The sequence below is a fragment of the Paenibacillus sp. MY03 genome (assembly GCF_002165585.1).
Lineage (GTDB): Bacteria > Bacillota > Bacilli > Paenibacillales > Paenibacillaceae > Pristimantibacillus > Pristimantibacillus agaridevorans.
The window spans coordinates 53,191-69,509 of sequence record NZ_MXQD01000011.1; the positions used below are offsets into that span (position 1 = coordinate 53,191).

Annotated in this window: 13 protein-coding genes; 7 read left to right on the plus strand and 6 right to left on the minus strand. The window is 49.0% G+C overall.

The genetic code is table 11. The features are described 5' to 3' along the window. Position 1 precedes the first annotated feature (1 nt). A complete protein-coding gene (locus tag B1748_RS12910; RefSeq protein WP_087568334.1) occupies positions 2–1,234 on the minus strand; it encodes a Fic family protein in 1,233 nt (410 codons plus the stop codon). Between the two features lie 456 nt (positions 1,235–1,690). Continuing rightward, a complete protein-coding gene (locus tag B1748_RS12915; protein WP_256975646.1) occupies positions 1,691–3,142 on the minus strand; it encodes a sulfatase in 1,452 nt (483 codons plus the stop codon). Positions 3,143–3,297: 155 nt separating this feature from the next. Here B1748_RS12915 and B1748_RS12920 point away from each other — a divergent pair, with 155 nt between their 5' ends. The 6 genes from B1748_RS12920 to B1748_RS12945 all read left to right on the plus strand — a co-directional run bounded on the left by B1748_RS12920 (position 3,298) and on the right by B1748_RS12945 (position 10,420). Beyond that, positions 3,298–4,167 (plus strand): AraC family transcriptional regulator, encoded by an 870-nt coding sequence (locus tag B1748_RS12920; protein ID WP_087568336.1) that lies wholly within the window; start codon positions 3,298–3,300, stop codon positions 4,165–4,167. A 141-nt stretch (positions 4,168–4,308) separates the two neighbouring features. Continuing rightward, positions 4,309–5,238 (plus strand): ABC transporter permease, encoded by a 930-nt coding sequence (locus B1748_RS12925; RefSeq protein ID WP_087568337.1) that lies wholly within the window; start codon positions 4,309–4,311, stop codon positions 5,236–5,238. Between the two features lie 11 nt (positions 5,239–5,249). Beyond that, complete coding sequence (locus tag B1748_RS12930) at positions 5,250–6,143, plus strand: carbohydrate ABC transporter permease (protein WP_087568338.1); 894 nt, start codon at positions 5,250–5,252, stop codon at positions 6,141–6,143. A 43-nt stretch (positions 6,144–6,186) separates the two neighbouring features. Continuing rightward, positions 6,187–6,939: a response regulator transcription factor gene (locus B1748_RS12935; RefSeq protein WP_087568339.1), complete on the plus strand. Its 753-nt coding sequence runs from the start codon at positions 6,187–6,189 to the stop codon at positions 6,937–6,939. After that, entirely contained in the window at positions 6,936–8,690 is a 1,755-nt protein-coding gene (locus tag B1748_RS12940; RefSeq protein WP_087568340.1) for a histidine kinase, read from the plus strand. Before B1748_RS12935 ends, B1748_RS12940 begins: the two co-directional genes overlap by 4 nt. A 119-nt stretch (positions 8,691–8,809) precedes the next feature. Next, positions 8,810–10,420, plus strand: coding sequence for an extracellular solute-binding protein (locus B1748_RS12945; RefSeq protein ID WP_087568341.1), 1,611 nt, complete (start codon positions 8,810–8,812; stop codon positions 10,418–10,420). A 150-nt stretch (positions 10,421–10,570) separates the two neighbouring features. Here B1748_RS12945 and B1748_RS12950 read toward each other — a convergent pair whose 3' ends face one another. The 4 genes from B1748_RS12950 to B1748_RS12965 form a co-directional block, all read right to left on the minus strand. Next, positions 10,571–10,912 carry a DUF2512 family protein gene (locus tag B1748_RS12950; RefSeq protein WP_087568342.1) on the minus strand — a complete coding sequence of 114 codons (342 nt, stop codon included), beginning with the start codon at positions 10,910–10,912 and terminating at the stop codon, positions 10,571–10,573. Positions 10,913–11,139: 227 nt separating this feature from the next. Next, a complete protein-coding gene (araA, locus tag B1748_RS12955; protein ID WP_256975647.1) occupies positions 11,140–12,561 on the minus strand; it encodes an L-arabinose isomerase in 1,422 nt (473 codons plus the stop codon). 42 nt (positions 12,562–12,603) lie between these two features. Beyond that, on the minus strand, positions 12,604–13,299 hold the full coding sequence (locus tag B1748_RS12960; RefSeq protein WP_087568344.1) for an L-ribulose-5-phosphate 4-epimerase: 696 nt from the start codon (positions 13,297–13,299) through the stop codon (positions 12,604–12,606). A gap of 2 nt (positions 13,300–13,301) precedes the next feature. Beyond that, on the minus strand, positions 13,302–14,918 hold the full coding sequence (locus tag B1748_RS12965; RefSeq protein WP_087568502.1) for a xylulokinase: 1,617 nt from the start codon (positions 14,916–14,918) through the stop codon (positions 13,302–13,304). Positions 14,919–15,216: 298 nt separating this feature from the next. Between B1748_RS12965 and B1748_RS12970 the strand changes: the two genes are divergently transcribed. Beyond that, positions 15,217–16,299 carry a GntR family transcriptional regulator gene (locus tag B1748_RS12970; protein WP_087568503.1) on the plus strand — a complete coding sequence of 361 codons (1,083 nt, stop codon included), beginning with the start codon at positions 15,217–15,219 and terminating at the stop codon, positions 16,297–16,299. Positions 16,300–16,319: the final 20 nt, after the last annotated feature.

The window sequence follows — 16,319 nt, forward strand, 5'->3', positions numbered from 1 at the left end:
TTCAATAAGCTAATATCTTTTCAATACAACCATCACAAATTTTATATGATTTTGGTTTCTTACTCACTAGTTCAACATATCCCTCTTGCTCTAGGAAATCCATTACCTTGTTGGTAATGTGTCTGGATTTTTTAGATAACCCCATTAGATCCTGTATGGATAGAATCATATTTTCTGCTATAAATACATTGATACTCACTATTAAATATAGGAAATACTTCTCATCCCTATAATTGTCCCATTTATCATTTTTAATGTATTCTTTAATTCTTTCCAGTTTCATTAAATTAATTTCGAGATCTTCGATAATACCATTCTGTCCACTAGATAGCAGTTCCAGCATATGAACCAAATAAAACGTCATGTCCCCATGGTTTAAGGGTGCAGCTATTTCTTCTAATGCCTTATAGTACTTAGATTTATCTCTATTTACAGCATAAGAAAAAGTTATAGCCGAATACTTCTCCAAATAACGCGATAAATAACTCCCTACAATCAAGCGCCCTGTTCTTCCGTTACCATCATAAAATGGATGAATATATTCATAATAATAATGGGCAACCATAAATCGATATAACGGAGGATGAGATTCGTCTTGTAAATAATTCAACAGTGAAGCTAATCCCTCTATAATATTTTCCTCAGACCTCACGCCAATGTGAGTGGTACTAAACCCATCACTTATTTCGACATGACCTTTTCTAAATAATTCGCCATCAGGTATGTCATCTATTTTAATCTCATCTGCTACTAAGTCATCATATAAACTTCTAAAATCTTGTACACTTTCAAAAGAACCAATCTGATCTATGTAACGATAGGTTTTCATTAAGCCTTTAAATCTCTTGTTTTTAGGCTCTGACTTTTCCGCCTCGCTCAGAGCTTCTTCTAGCTCCTTTTTTGTACTCCGAATTCCTTCAATTTCATTATTGCTTTGAGCCTCGTTAATAATGAGCTTATCGAAATAAGGTTGTACTACAAAATCAGGAAGTTTATTGATAAGCAACGAAATCGTTGAACTATTTAATAGTACCTGATTATTTAAATTCATTAAGCTATTGATATTTACATAAAACAATTCAAACGTTTCTTTAGTTTGCTGTCCTTTTCTAAAACCTTTAATCATTAATGAGGTATGATAGCTGCCATAACCATCTTTACGCTTATTTAGTTCCATATTAAATGCTTCCTGATCCAATTTATAATATAGTTTGGTTAGCTTTTCGTATTTCATAAAACCATCTCCTAATTTTAAAAATAGGACCTTTTTTGAATTATACCTTTATTGTAGACTGGTTTCAAAGTAAATATTCCAAAAAAGACACACCATTTATAAAATTCGTCTGGAACTAGCTGCAGGATGCCGTACAAGATTGCCCGAAGCGGTATATTCGCCCTTCTAGGACAGCGGCAACTTGGCGTTTCTGATTTCGCTGACGGGCTGCTCGTAGGGTATACCCCCTTACATCCTTGGCCCCCATCTCAACAGACTGAAAGGGAGTATTATAACGTAGCAATTGTCTCTAAACAAAACAGCGCCCTCCCACTTCCCAACGGAAGCGAGAGGGCTAAATCGTTTTCTTGCTCGTTATTGTGAGGAGGGAGCCAGCCTCATCATCATGATTTAGTCGGTGTTGACGCAGGATTGCTCATCACCAAGATTTTCACATTGTTGACGTTGCGTTGCCTCTCAACCTCGTTCCAGTCCCAATCGAACATACTGCTCCTCCGGGGAGTCGTGCTCGGCCATTAATTCTAGCATCAATTTGATCATACGACGCTCGAGCTCCTCATCCAGGATTGGATGCTGCTGCTGCGGGTCTTTTTCGACGTCGAACAACATCGTGCCAAAGCCATGGAATCGGTCCGACCGCGCCGACTCGATTTTGAGGAGCGAGACGCCTTTAGTGAAGGCGAACGGCGGCTGCAGCTCAATCCGCTGCAGCTCTTGCACAGAGAATCGGCTGCGCATATGCGTTGGCATAAGGGTGTAGTTATAGAGCGGCATGTTGTCCGGCGATGCAGGGGCGCGCATATAGACATATCGTCCATCCGTAACGTTGACATGCGCGCCATGGATGCCAAACAACGCAGCTTCGCGAACCGACGCATCCGAGGCGATCGTTTCCTTAAGCGGCTTGCCGGTCATATCGGGCGGGATATCGACGCCAAAGAACTCGAGTAAAGTAGGGGCAAGATCAATATTTTGCACCAAGCTTTGTCTTCGCTCGCCGTGCACGCCGCAGCGAGGATCCCATATAAACAGAGGAGTATGGGCAACCTCGTTATAAAGCGGTTGGATGCATTTTGCCCACCAGTCATGCTCGCCAAGCAGAAACCCGTGATCCGTATTTACGATGAGCATGGTGTCCTTCCACATATCGTTCTCGTCCATTAGATCGAGCACTTTCCCCAAATAATGGTCGCACATCGAAAGAAGCGCGGCATATTCGTAGCGCATATGCTCGACGTCCTCCGGCGTTTCATTGACTTTGTCGTAGGGCGGCCAGTCAAAGTGTTTGCCTGAGTAATCATGCGGATACAATTTACGGTATCGCTCAGGGGCAAGGAAAGGCTCGTGGGGATCAAACGTCTCCAACTGCAGAAACCAACGATCCTCCTGCTGATTTGTCCGAATAAAATCAAGACCCGCTTCGAACGTTCGCGCCTGCGGGTAGTCGGCCTCGTCTTTCAAATAACCGCGATTGACCCAGTCTTGGCGATAGATGCCGGTTAATGCTCGCTCCAGTGTCTGTGGCGGAATGTCAGGATCGCGCAGTTGGCCTTTCCATGGGTCGCCTTCTTGACCTCGGATGAGATCGTAAGTACTGTATCTCGTATGATACGTGCCGCCGCCATCTTCCCAATAGTGCTGATGGTCCGTCACCAGATGGGTATGTACGCCATTGGTTTTTAAAAGCTCGGGCATAGAGTCATCGTACGGCTCCATCGGACCCCAGCTGCGATGAAGAAAGTTGTAGCGCCCGGTTTGCAAGTCCTTGCGGGCTGGCATGCAAGCCATGCTTCCGATATAACTGCGATCAAAGACAGCCGTTTTTTCGGCCAGCCTGCTAAAGTTAGGCAGGTGCGTCCAATCGCAGCCGTATGGAGGCAGCATATGCCGGTTTAGCGTATCAAACATAACCATTATCGCTCTCATATAAGCACCATCGCTTTCCGTTAATAGTGGCCTTCTCCTAAATGGTAACGCAGCGCATGCTTGGCAAATAGGGAGAGAATAATGATATTCTAGTAAAAAACGAACATGACTCGGCTTGTATAAAGGGTGGTGCAGCAGTGAGCTTAGGCGATAATTGCAAAGCGACGATCAGGTTCGCCTTCGAATGGCAAAGGAATGCGGAATGGAACTCCCCTGTATACAGCAACCCGAATGTTACGTTCTGGTATGTGCTGGATGGCGCCCGCAGTCTGATCGTCAATGGACAAGCTTACGAGCTTAAGGCTGGCGACTTGGCCGTTATTCCTCCGAACGCGGCATTTACAACACATTGGAGCAGAGGTCAGCGTATGCCGTTCCATTATTTGTCCGCATGTGTCGCTGTGTATGTGCACGGTATTGAGTGGTCCGAATTATACGGTCTTCCTAAGCTTTGCAGGTCTGCTTCGGAGTCGCAAGCCGCCGAGCTGACCAAAAGCTGGAAGAAGCTTGTTTACTCATGGGAGCGGACTAAAGCGGCAAGCGACAAGGATAACACAAGAGATTCGTTATCTATTCGGCAAGTGACTGAGCAATTGAAAATGCAGGCCGTCTGTTTGAGCTGGCTATCTCATCTCATGGCATGGATGGAGCCGCATATGGTTACGACAGATCCGGTCATCGATGAGCGGGTTCGGCGGGTATGCGCTTATATCCGGGGCGCTTATGCAAGCCCGATTCGACTATCCGATATGGCGGGCGTCGTCAATACGAGCGAAGGACATCTACGCTTGCTTTTCCGCAATAGCATGAACATATCTCCTTATCGCTTCTTGCTGCGGGTAAGGATCGAAAAAGCCGAAGAGCTGCTGCTCGCAACGGAAGCCTCGCTTGCCGATATCGCCGGCGAAGTCGGATTTGAAGATTATAGCCATTTTAAGGCGACCTTCCGCAGGCTAGTCGGCGTCTCTCCGTCTGTTTATCGCAAAACCAACCGTATGTACGAGTAATCCGGAAACGTTGGACAATCCCGTATTCAAATATGAGTATTTTACAAAAAAGGCTGAGTCGAATCCATACAAGCCCGGCGAGCTCCCCCGGTATAATAAGTAAGACATCGATGAAATCGCTTGCAAGGGAGGATTCAACTCATGATCGAAGGTTCTGTTCCTAAGAAACGCCCGCTGCTGCGGCAAGTTCTTAAAAATCGCACGTTGTATTTATTTTTACTGCCGGCGCTTTTGTATCTTGGTATTTTCCAGTATGCGCCATTGTACGGCCTGCAGATCGCTTTTCGCGACTTTGTGCCCGTCCAAGGTGTCTGGGGAAGCGAATGGGTCGGCTTTAAGTATTTCGAAAACTTTTTTAATTCGTATTCGTTTTGGACCTTGCTAAAAAACACGCTGCTCCTCAGCTTATACGAGCTGCTTGTTTCGTTCCCCTTTCCCATATTGCTTGCTTTGGTGCTAACGTATACGCCGATACCTTGGCTCAAAAAAGTGACGCAAACCGTAACCTATGCGCCTCACTTTATTTCAATTGTGGTGCTCGTCGGCATGCTGTTCGTTTTCTTGTCGCCTTCGAGCGGCATCATTAATATTGTTATTCGCGCATTTGGCGGCACGGAAATTGATTTTCTCGGCGACCCGGGCATATTCAGACATTTATTCGTTTGGTCCGGCGTCTGGCAAACTGCAGGCTGGGCCTCGATTATATACATTGCCGCGCTCGCCAGCGTCAGTCCCGAGCTTCATGAGGCTGCCACGGTGGATGGGGCAAGCAAGCTTCAGCGGATTTGGAATATCGATATTCCTTCCATTCTGCCTACCGCCATTATTCTGCTCATTCTAAATGTCGGCCAGGTCATGAATGTTGGCTTTGAGAAAACATTTCTTATGCAAACGGCTCCCAACCTGTCCACGTCTGAGGTGATCAGCACCTATGTGTACAAAATAGGCATACAAGGCGCTCAATTCAGTTATGCCTCCGCCATAGGACTGTTTAACAACGTGATCAATTTTATTGTATTGATTGCGGTTAACAAGCTGGCTAACAAGACGACAAAAAGCGGACTATGGTAGGAGGGAAAGCTATGTTTGCGCGTGAAAGCAAATCGGATATCATGTTTAATATTATCGTTACGGCAATTGCCTTGGTGGCGCTGCTGGTTACCTTTTACCCTTTGTACTTTATTACGATTGCCTCCATCAGCTCACCGGAAGACATTCTTTCCGCTAAAGTTATTTTTAAGCCGTCAGGCGTCGATTTTTCCGCCTATCAGTTTATTTTTGAGGATGAGCGGATTTGGAAAGGTTATGCCAACACCATTCTGTATACCGTATGCGGGACATTGTTTGGTGTAGGGGTGACGACGCTCGCGGGCTACGCTCTATCTCGCCAGGACCTGGCCGGACGCGGGTGGCTGATGAAAGTCATGGTGTTTACGATGTTTTTTAACGGCGGTTTGATCCCTACTTATATGGTTGTCAAAGAGCTGAATCTGCTAAACACGCCTTTTGTACTCATGATATTGGGCTCTGTTTGGGTCTATAATATAATCATTAGCAAAACCTTTTTTGAGCAAACGATTCCGAAGGAGCTGCTGGAAGCGGCATTTATCGACGGCTGCGGCAATTTCCGTTTTTTTCTGTCGGTCGTGCTGCCCGTTTCAAAATCCGTGATCGCCGTAATCGCTTTGTTTTATGCGGTAGGGCATTGGAATTCTTACTTTAACGCATTGATTTACGTGACGGAACGTAAGTTGTATCCTTTACAGCTGATTTTGCGGGATATTTTGGTGCAAGGTCAGACGCTGCCGGCGCCAAGCGATGCATCGGAGCTGGAGGCGCTCGCCGAAAAGCAGCGTATTGCCGAGGTGATCAAATATGGCGTCGTTATTGTATCGTCCCTGCCGCTTCTTGTTATCTATCCGTTCTTGCAGCGCTTCTTTGTAAAAGGAGTTATGATCGGCTCCGTTAAAGGTTAATTACGAAAAAGTAGTCATTCTGTCAGCAAGGGGGAGCATTCGTATGACCTACCGTGTGATGTTGATCGACGATGAACCGTGGGCAATGGTTTATTTGAAGCAAACGTTTAACTGGGAGGATAGGGGCTTCGTTATCGCTTCCGAGGAGAGCAACGCCAAAGATGCGCTTGATTCGGTAAAGGACGTCCGGCCGGACGTTATCTTTACCGATATTCGAATGCCTGGTTTGACGGGGCTCGAACTGATGAATGAGGTTAGGACGCTCGGGATAGAATGTGAATTCGTCATCATGAGCGGCTTTGCCGAGTTCTCCTACGCGCAAGAAGCGATAACGCTGGGCGCCTTTGAATATTGCCTCAAGCCGATTGCCGCCGACAAGGCGGATCGGCTTCTTGTACGTCTGCGAGAGCGGCTTGGCGCCAAACCCAAGTCTTCGGAGGAGCCTTACGGCCTTGCGCTCCCAAGCGAACGCAATCTGAAATTCGAGGATATGCTGGACTATATTCAGTCCAACATTCAAGACAAGCTGCATCTGAAGGAGCTCGCCAATCAGTTTTATTTGAATTCAAATTACTGCTGCCACCTGTTTAACAAATATACCGGCAAAACGTTTACTGAGTACGTCACCGAGCTGCGTATGAAAAAAGCGGCCGGGCTGTTGGCGAACCATCGTCTCACCATAGAAGAAGCGGGCAGCGAGTCCGGTTATCCCGACTACTTTTATTTTAACAAGGTATTTAAAAAGTATTATGGACAAACCCCTTCGGAATATCGAAAGGCAGCCAATCAACCATGAAAATGAAATGGAACTTTTCCAGCTGGCGAATACGTACACAGTTCGGTGCTATATTGGCAGTCTCCATGCTGCTTATTCTCATCATTCAGATGATTTATTATTTTCAAATGACGAAGGTGACCAAAGAACGTGTGGAGCTGTTTACAAAAAGCAGCATCAAACAAGTTGTCGATACCACCGACATTATTTTTGAAAAAGTGAGCAAAGCAGCGATTTATTTCTCGTACAACAGTTATTTGCAAACGTTTCTTTCTATCGACGACCCCTTTGAAATTTTTCAGGCCCAAAAGTACATCGAAGACATGATTACAACGGCTGTCGAGATCAATTATGAAATCGAAAATGTAGTCATTTTAGATCCGGCAATGAAACGAAAGTATTATTATAACTCCATTCAGGTATCCAGCGCGCTCGATCAAATAGAAACGACTCTTCGTGAAGGCGACGGATCGAAGGGTTTTATTTTTTTGCAGGGCGATGAGATCGAAAATCGGGATTATCTCGCCTATATCATGCCAATCGTTTATAGCGCGCCTGATGCGAGACGCGGGGAAAATTTGGGGACGATGATCATCTTTTTGAAGCTGGATGCCTTGCGAACGATTATGCATGAAGCCGCGCCGTCAGACGAAGTAGATCTCGTGATTGTTGATTATAAGGATAGGGTAGTAGCTTCGAATTCGGAGCAAATCGTCCCGGGATCGGTTCATCATGGGTCGCTTCCCTCCAAGCCGTCGGAAGGTATCGCGATCAAAGAGAAAATCGGCAGTACCGGGTGGAACATGGTAGGCGTTATTAAGATACCTAATGTTGTAAAGGATTACGAGTTTTTAAAAAGCTTTTCGATGATCGTCGGCATTAGCATGCTTGTTTTGCTCGTTTTGTTCGGCCTTGTGTTCCATCGCAGCTTCGCCAAGCCGTTATCCCGGCTGCTCGACGAAATTCGAAAGGTTGGCGTCGAAGACTTCGGCAAACGAATTCAGGCATCTTACCAAAGCGAAATTGGAGGGATTGCTCTCTATATCAATCGCATGCTTCAAAAGCTCGAGCTCATGAACCACGATCAGCTATTGGTGCAAAAGCGGATGTACCAGATTGAAATCAGTAAAAAGCAGACGGAGCTTTATGCCCTGCAAAGCCAAGTCAATCCGCATTTCCTGTTTAACACGCTGCAAAGCATTGGCGGAATCGCTTATGCCAAGCAGGCGCCGGAAATTGTAGATATGACGGTCTCGATGGCCGAAATCTTTAATTATGGCATTAAAGGCAACGACAATGTGACGATTCGAGACGAGCTCCATATTGCTCGGCAATATTTAAATATTATCGATATTCGCTTTAACGGCCGATTCCAATGGGAGATCGATGTACCCGATGCGCTGCTGGAGCTGAACACGATAAAAATGATTCTTCAGCCTATCGTCGAAAATGCCGTTTATCATGGGTTGGAAAAGAAGCTTGGCCAGGCAAGTTTGAGCATTGCCGGGTGGCTGGAGCAGGACGGCATGTGTATCCAAGTGAGGGATAACGGTCCCGGGATGACGGGCGTGGAGCTGGCGCGCATCAAACAAATGATTGCCGACATGGCGGAGCTTGAGCTCGGGAGCGCAGGCAGACAGAAAATTGGCATCGCAAATATCCAATGGAGAATTCGGGTAAGCTACGGCGAGCCATACGGTCTAACGGTCGATAGTGTCGAAGGGGAAGGGACAACCGTACAAATTAGGATTCCCATTCTTGCAAACAAGTGAGTTCATGACAAAGAGCGCTGAGTTCTGTCCATACAAACGCGATTTTAACTTGCCTATAATAAAATAGAAGTCGGTTGAAAACGTTTTCTTTAAGGAGCAAAAGGAGGGCAACAGCACAGATGAAGATGCAACAATGGAACAAAAAAGCAGCGGCAATTATGGCCGCTACGGTGTTAACTGCAGTAGTGTCGGGCTGTTCGGGCGACGGAAACGGGGATAAGGAAGGGGATTCCGGAAAAGAGATCTTTAATGCGACGGGCATGCCGATCGTAAATGAGCCGATTACTTTAACGATGATGGTTTCCAAGAGCGATACAGATCGGTCGAGCTGGATGGATAAGGAAGCCATTAAAATCATTGAAAGAGATACGGGCATCAAGCTTGATATTACAGAGGTTCCGGCCATGGCCTGGAACGAGAAAATCGGGGTAACGATTGCATCAGGCGATTTGCCGGACGTCATTATCGGCGGCATTCCTAACTTGACGTTAAACAAAGGTTCGCTAATGCCGCTAAACGACTTGATCGAGCAATACTCTCCAACTCTGGTGGAGCTGTATAAAAAACATCCGGAGTACAAATTCGCAGGCACCCTCCCTGACGACAATCTTTATTCGTTGCCGCTGCTTCAGACCAAAAGCGGAAACACGGGAGTAAACTTCTCGATCAACCAGGAGTGGCTGGACAAGCTGCAATTAAAGGTGCCCGAGACGACGGAAGAGCTCTATCAAACGTTAAAGGCGTTTAAAGAAAAGGATCCTAACGGCAACGGCAAGAAGGATGAAATTCCGTACAGCTTTTATACGGACGAAAACTACGGTCTGGACGCGATGCTGTGGCATTTTGGTTTAGTCAACGACGAAACGGCGCATGTCATGGTCGAAGACGGAAAGATGCTGTTTGTTCCGGCCGACAATAGATATTTGGACTATTTGCGTTTCCTTCATAAGCTATACGCCGAGGGTTTGATCGATCCGGATGGTTTCGTGCAAAAAAGTACGGACTTGTACACCAAAGGCAACAAAGGATTGCTTGGACTTTTTAATCATCACTCCTATGCTGATATTGCCGTTGGCACTGAAAAAGCAGAGCATTACACCGATATTCTCCCGATGAAAGACAGCAATGGAGAAATTACGGTTCTGGGATCGAAATTCGCTGGAGATTTGGACATCGATCAATTCGCCATTAGCGTTAACTCCAAATATCCCGAAGCGATAGTACGGATGTACGAGTATATCAATTCGGACTTCGAGCGAATGATGACGATGGCTTTTGGCCGCAAAGATGTAATCTGGAAAGAAAACGCGGATGGTAAATGGGAAAAAATCACGACTCTTCCGGAAGGAATCAACAACTTCGCGGAATTCCGCCATACCGAATCGCCAGGCATGAAAGGTTTCTATTTACTCAAGGACGAGGATATCGAAAATCAAAACGTTACAGATCCGCGGGACCTTAGAGAGCAAGACAAAAACATATTTTATAAGCCCTATTTGAAAGAAGAAGTCATTCCTAAAGGGATGGATACCATCGAAGCGGAGCAGGAAAAAAATAATATGTTTACGGAAATCGACACCTATATTCAAAATTTCCTTGCTCAGTCTGTACTGAAAGGCGTGGATGACAAGCAATGGGCCGCACATCTCGACAAGCTTGAAAAGCTGAACATTAAACGATATGTGGAGCTATACCAATCGTTCTATGACCGCTCCCAATCGTTTAAATAAACATGATACAGATAACGTTCCTGTATCGGCGCTATTGAACATAGCAAAAAAGGCCCCGCACCTTGCCTGGATCCTTGATCCAGGCAAGATGCGGCAGCCTGACAGCTCTTGAAAACGCTACTGTGGATTCTCGTTGGCTTAACGCTGCCTCTAGCCAGAGACTCTAAACTCTTCATTGAATACGAAACGATGAAGCACCCACTCCGCTACGCCGATCAGGAACGCGATAAACGCCGTCTCGCCCCAAGACAAGTCCCAACTGAAGCCGTAGGACAACACTGCCAGATAGATCGCGGCCAGCACGATATCGCACAAGGCGGCAAAAAAGTTGTTCGTCGTCCGGAGCAGGAATTGATCGCCGATCAAATAGGACACCACTGTTAAACCGGTGGCGGCAAGCGCGGCATTCCAGAATCCGATCTCCGTATAGTACAAGAGGAGCGCGACAACGATGGCTCCGTTGACAAGCCACTTCAATATAAACTTCAACATCCGATTAAGTCGACCTCCTTAGAGCTGCCGGTTACGCTGTTTTATCCGCGTATAGGTATAGAATTCCACACCGGGCTGACTTTATTCGGCGCCTCATATTCATGGAGGTGTCACGGAGCCAAACATAGGTCCTGCCTTCCTCGAAAAAACCGTTTCTACGTAAATCGGCTTGAGTTTCGCCATTTACGCAAGAAACGGTTTTTGGGCATTGCCTGTTCAATGATGAGTTACTTAATAACGACGTACTCCAAGTTAACCAGCTTCGCGTAGGTCACGATTTGGTCCGTCGTTAGATTTAAGGAAACTACGGTATGGTGTCCGCCGCCATTTTCGATCCAGGCCTTGACCCCATCCTGGAAGTTCGGCTTCACGGTCCACAACACACGGGCTACGGGCAGCTTGGGAGCGGGGATCGTCGGCTCGAACGCGGATACCTCGTTGATGAGCAGCTTATAATGCGTGCCGAAGTCCGCCATGGAGACAACGACGCCTTCGCCGGCTTTGCCGTCGAATACGAGGCGCGCCGGATCCTCGCGATCGCCAATGCCGAGCGGGGACACGATGATCCTTGGCCGGCTGCTCGCCAGGGTTGGATCGACCTCGAGCATATGGGATTGCAGGATCGCTTCCTGACCGGCCGCCATCTCGTACGTGTAATCCTCCATAAAGCCCGTGTTCTGATTGCGGCTCATGACCTTTAGCAGGCGATCAAGCGCGGCCGTCTTCCAGTCGCCCTCGCCGGCGAAACCGTAGCCTTGCGCCATCAGGCGCTGCACCGCGAGACCCGGAAGCTGCTTCATGCCATGCAGATCTTCGAAGTTCGTCGTAAAGGCATTGTAGCCTTTCTCGTCCAGGAACCGTTTGATGGCGATCTCGTAGCTCGCTTGGATTCTGACGCTGGCTTCCCAGGCTTCCTTGCCGTTTTCGCCGTATTCGAACACGTAAAGCTCGGCGTATAGCGCCATCAGGTCGTCGATTTCCTGCTCGGTGACGGCGTTTACGTATTGCACGAGGTCGCCGATGCCATAGTAGTCCACGGTCCATCCGAATTGGATTTGGGCTTCGACTTTGTCTCCATCCGTTACGCCGACATTGCGCATATTGTCGCCGAACCGGGCGACTTTAATGTTAAAGCTTTCGTTGTACGCGACTGCTACGTCCATCCAATCGGCAATCTGCTGCTGCACGGCCTGACGCTCCCAGTAGCCGACGACGATTTTATTTTGTTTCTGCAGACGGGCGTTGATGAAGCCGTATTCGCGATCGCCGTGAGCAGCCTGGTTGAGGTTCATAAAGTCCATGTCGATCGTGGCCCAAGGAATACTTTCGTTATATTGCGTGGCCAGGTGCAAAAGAGGCTTCTGGAGCAGCTTCGTGCCGCGAATCCACATCTTCGCGGGCGAGAACGTGTGCATCCACGTTATGACGCCGGCCACCTCGTCGCGATAGTTGACTTCCTTCATGATGCTTGTGATCTTATCCGCGCTTACGGCCAAATCCTGCAACACAAGCGGGTATGGAAGCAAGCCGCTGTTATTCAAGGCATCGGTCATCGTCTGCGCGTGCGCCTTCACTTCGGCCAGCGCCTCTTCCCCATACAGATGCTGCGAACCTACGACGAACCAAAATTGTTTATCTGCTGCTGACAACCTGATCATCCTCTTTTCTATATGAATTGTGGAATAAGTCCCTTACTTCTGCCCGTAGTAGGCGTCCTTGCCGTGCTTCCGGAGGTAATGTTTATCCAGAATGCCCTGCGGCAGCTCCTTGGCAAAATGGTTCAATTGACGCGCGTACAGGTTCATCTTGCACACTTCCTCCAGCACGACGCTGTTGACGACCGCCGACTTCACATCCTTGCCCCAGGTGAACGGCGCATGGCCTTGCAGCAGGACGGCCGGAATCGCCATGACGTCCAGCCCGCGCTGCTCGAACGTCTCGATAATGACATGGCCCGTCTCCGCCTCGTATCCCCGGTCAACTTCTTCCTGGTTTAAAAACCGTGCGCAAGGAACCGCGCCATAGAAGGTATCCGCATGCGTCGTGCCCATGACGGGCACATCCAGTCCCGCTTGCGCCCAGATGGTCGCCCAGGTGGAGTGGGTGTGCACGATTCCGCCGATAGTCGAATAATTTTTGTACAGGACGGCATGCGTAGCGGTATCGGAGGATGGCCTTAAGTCGCCTTCGACCACGTTGCCCTCGAGATCCACCACCACCATGTCGCTCGGCTTCATCTTCTCGTAGCTCACTCCGCTTGGCTTGATGACGAACAGGCCAGTCTCCCGATCGATCGCGCTCGCATTGCCCCAAGTAAATTTCACGAGACCGTGCTTCGGCAGGTCCAGATTGGCTTGATATACTTCTTCCTTCAACTGCTCCAACAACGTTAGCGCCCCCCGTTCTCGAGCAGATGCTCGACGGCAGCCTGCTCGATGGCCAGCCCTGCCTTGTAGCGTTCGACGAAAGCCCCGAACCCTTCGACATCCTTGGCATCCGGAGCGATCTCCGTTCCTTCGACATCCTTAAACACTTTGCCCTCGAGGAAGTCGGCCAAGCTCTCTCCCGAAGCCTTGCCCGTCAAGTAGGAGGCCAGCAGCGCCATGCCCCATGCCCCGCCTTCTCCGGCCGTGGACATCACCGAAACGGGGACGTTTAGCGCGGCGGCTACGATCCGTTGTCCGACTACCGGAGTCTTAAATAGACCGCCGTGAGCCAGTATGCTGTCTATCGCTACATGCTCGTTCTCGGTCAAAATATCCATCCCAAGCTTCAGCGCCCCGAATGCGCTAAACAAATGCGTCCGCATGAAATTAGCCAGATTGAAATTGCTCTCCGGCGACCGGACGAATAATGGACGGCCTTTCTCGATGCCCGTAATATTTTCGCCGGACAGATAACCGTAGCTGAGTAGCCCGCCGCCATCCGGGTCGGCCTCGAGCGCCTTGTTCAGCAGCACGCTGAACAACTTGCCGGAATCGATATCGAAGCCCATCGCCTCGGAAAATTCACGAAATAATCCCACCCAGGCGTTGAGATCGCTGGAGCAGTTGTTGGCATGCGCCATGGCGACCGGACTGCCATCCGGAGTAGTGACCATATCGATCTCCGGATATACCTTGGACAATTCCTTCTCCAGCACGATCATGGCGAATACGGATGTGCCTACGGAGACGTTGCCCGTACGCTTCTTTACGCTATTGGTCGCCACCATGCCCGTCCCGGCGTCGCCTTCCGGCGGACAAAGCGGAATGCCGGGCTGCAGATCGCCTGCAGGGTCCAGCAGGAGCGCCCCCGCTTCCGTAAGCTCGCCGGCTTGCTCGCCGGAGACATACACCTTGGGCAGGAGCTCCTCCAGCTTCCATGCGTAGCCTTTGGACGCAATCCGATCGTCGAATTGTCCTATCATTGTCGCGTGATAATTATGGCTGGCTTCATCTATAGGGAACATGCCGGAGGCGTCCCCGATGCCGATGGCTTTGTTGCCGGTCAGCAGCCAGTGGATGTATCCCGACAGCGTCGTTATGAAATCAATGCGAGGGACATGCTCCTCCTCATTTAAGATCGCTTGATATAGATGCGCGATGCTCCAACGCTCGGGAATATTGAATTGGAATAAGTCCGTAAGCTCCCTGGCCGCCCGTCCCGTCGTTGCGTTGCGCCACGTCCGGAAAGGTACTAGCAGCTCGCCCTTGCCGTCGAATGCCAGATAACCGTGCATCATCGCGGAGAAGCCTATGGAACCTGTGGTCCGAAGTGTCACCCCATAATTCCGGTCTACTTCCTGCTTTAATTCGCGGTAAGCGGTCTGGAGACCCTTAAGGATATCCTCCTGGCTGTACGTCCAATAACCGCCCTTTAGCTGATTCTCCCACTCGAAGCTCCCCGATGCGATCGTCTCGAAGCGTTGATCGATCAGTACCGCCTTGATCCGCGTCGACCCCAGTTCTATCCCTAGCGATGTTTCGCCCTTGGTTATTGCTTCCTTTAAGTTCACTTGACTCATGGTCACGTTTATCCTCTCCCCTTCGCGGTTGCAAGTCCAGACGATTGTTAATGCTATAATAGCCGCTCCCGTCTGCCCGACAGATCCCATAATAAACCAGTCGCTTGACATATGGAAGAAGGCGCCTTCCCTTACTGACAGCCTTAGTATATTTTTTGTACGTACATTTGTCAATGAAATTGGATAGTTATACCCACAATGTCCCCGTCACTACCTTTTGTTGCATTTTCATTCTGTAATATTCGTGTTAGAATATGTACGTACAACTTTCCGAACACTAATGAAAGAAGTGGATATCGTGAAGCCCAAGTATCAGATCATTATAGATGATATTAAAAGCAACATCCTGTCGGGGACCTACAAGGCCGGCGAACAAATCCCTACGGAGCTGGCTCTGCAGGAAAGCTACGGGGTCAGCCGGCAGACTGTCAGGAAGGCCATTCTTGAGCTCTCGAACGTGGGGTTTCTGCGGAGCGAGAAAGGCTCCGGCACGTATGTCAGCAGCCAATATCGTTCCAAAACGGGCGGAGCCGCTGCAAAAAAAACGATCGGCGTCATTACGACCTATATCTCCGACTATATCTTCCCTTCCATTATCCGCGGCATCGAGAGCCGTCTGAACGAGGATAACTACTCCCTGCTGCTCGCGAGTACGAACAACGACATCATGCAGGAGAAGAAGGCGCTCGAGATGATGTTGTCCTACGGCGTGGACGGACTCATAATCGAGCCTACCCGAAGCAATGTCTACAACCCTAACATTGCGTACTACTTGTCGTTTAAGGAACGGGAGGTTCCTTTTACGATGATCAATGCCTATTACGAAGAGCTGGAGGTTCCATTTTTTTGCCTCGACGACGTGCAGTCCAGCTATCTCGCCACTCGGGAGCTGATCGCCAAGGGCCATACCCGGATCGGGATAATCGCGAAGATGGATGATTTGCAAGGGAAATATCGCATGAAAGGTTACATCAAGGCGCTTGGGGAAGCCAAGCTTCGCTTCCACCCCGAGCAGGTGCTGTCCTTCGACACGGAGACGAAGCCGGATCTGTCCCTCAATCTGGAGGAATTCCTGGTCGATAATCGGGAAACATTGACCGCGCTGGTATGCTATAACGACGAGGTGGGTCTGGAAGCGGTGCATGCGTGCCGAAGGCTTGGGATCAGCATTCCGGACGAGCTGTCCATCATAGGCCAGGACAATTCGTATATCGCCAAAAACGCGAATATCAAGCTAACGACGCTGACCCACCCCCAAGAACAGATGGGGCGCGATGCGGCCGATTGGGTCATCAAATATTTGCAGGGCAAACGGGACTTGCCGGCGAGCATCTACTATCAGCCCGAGTTGATCGAGGGCGAGACGGTAAAGGCGATTTAGAGAGCATGGTTCTGGTTGCC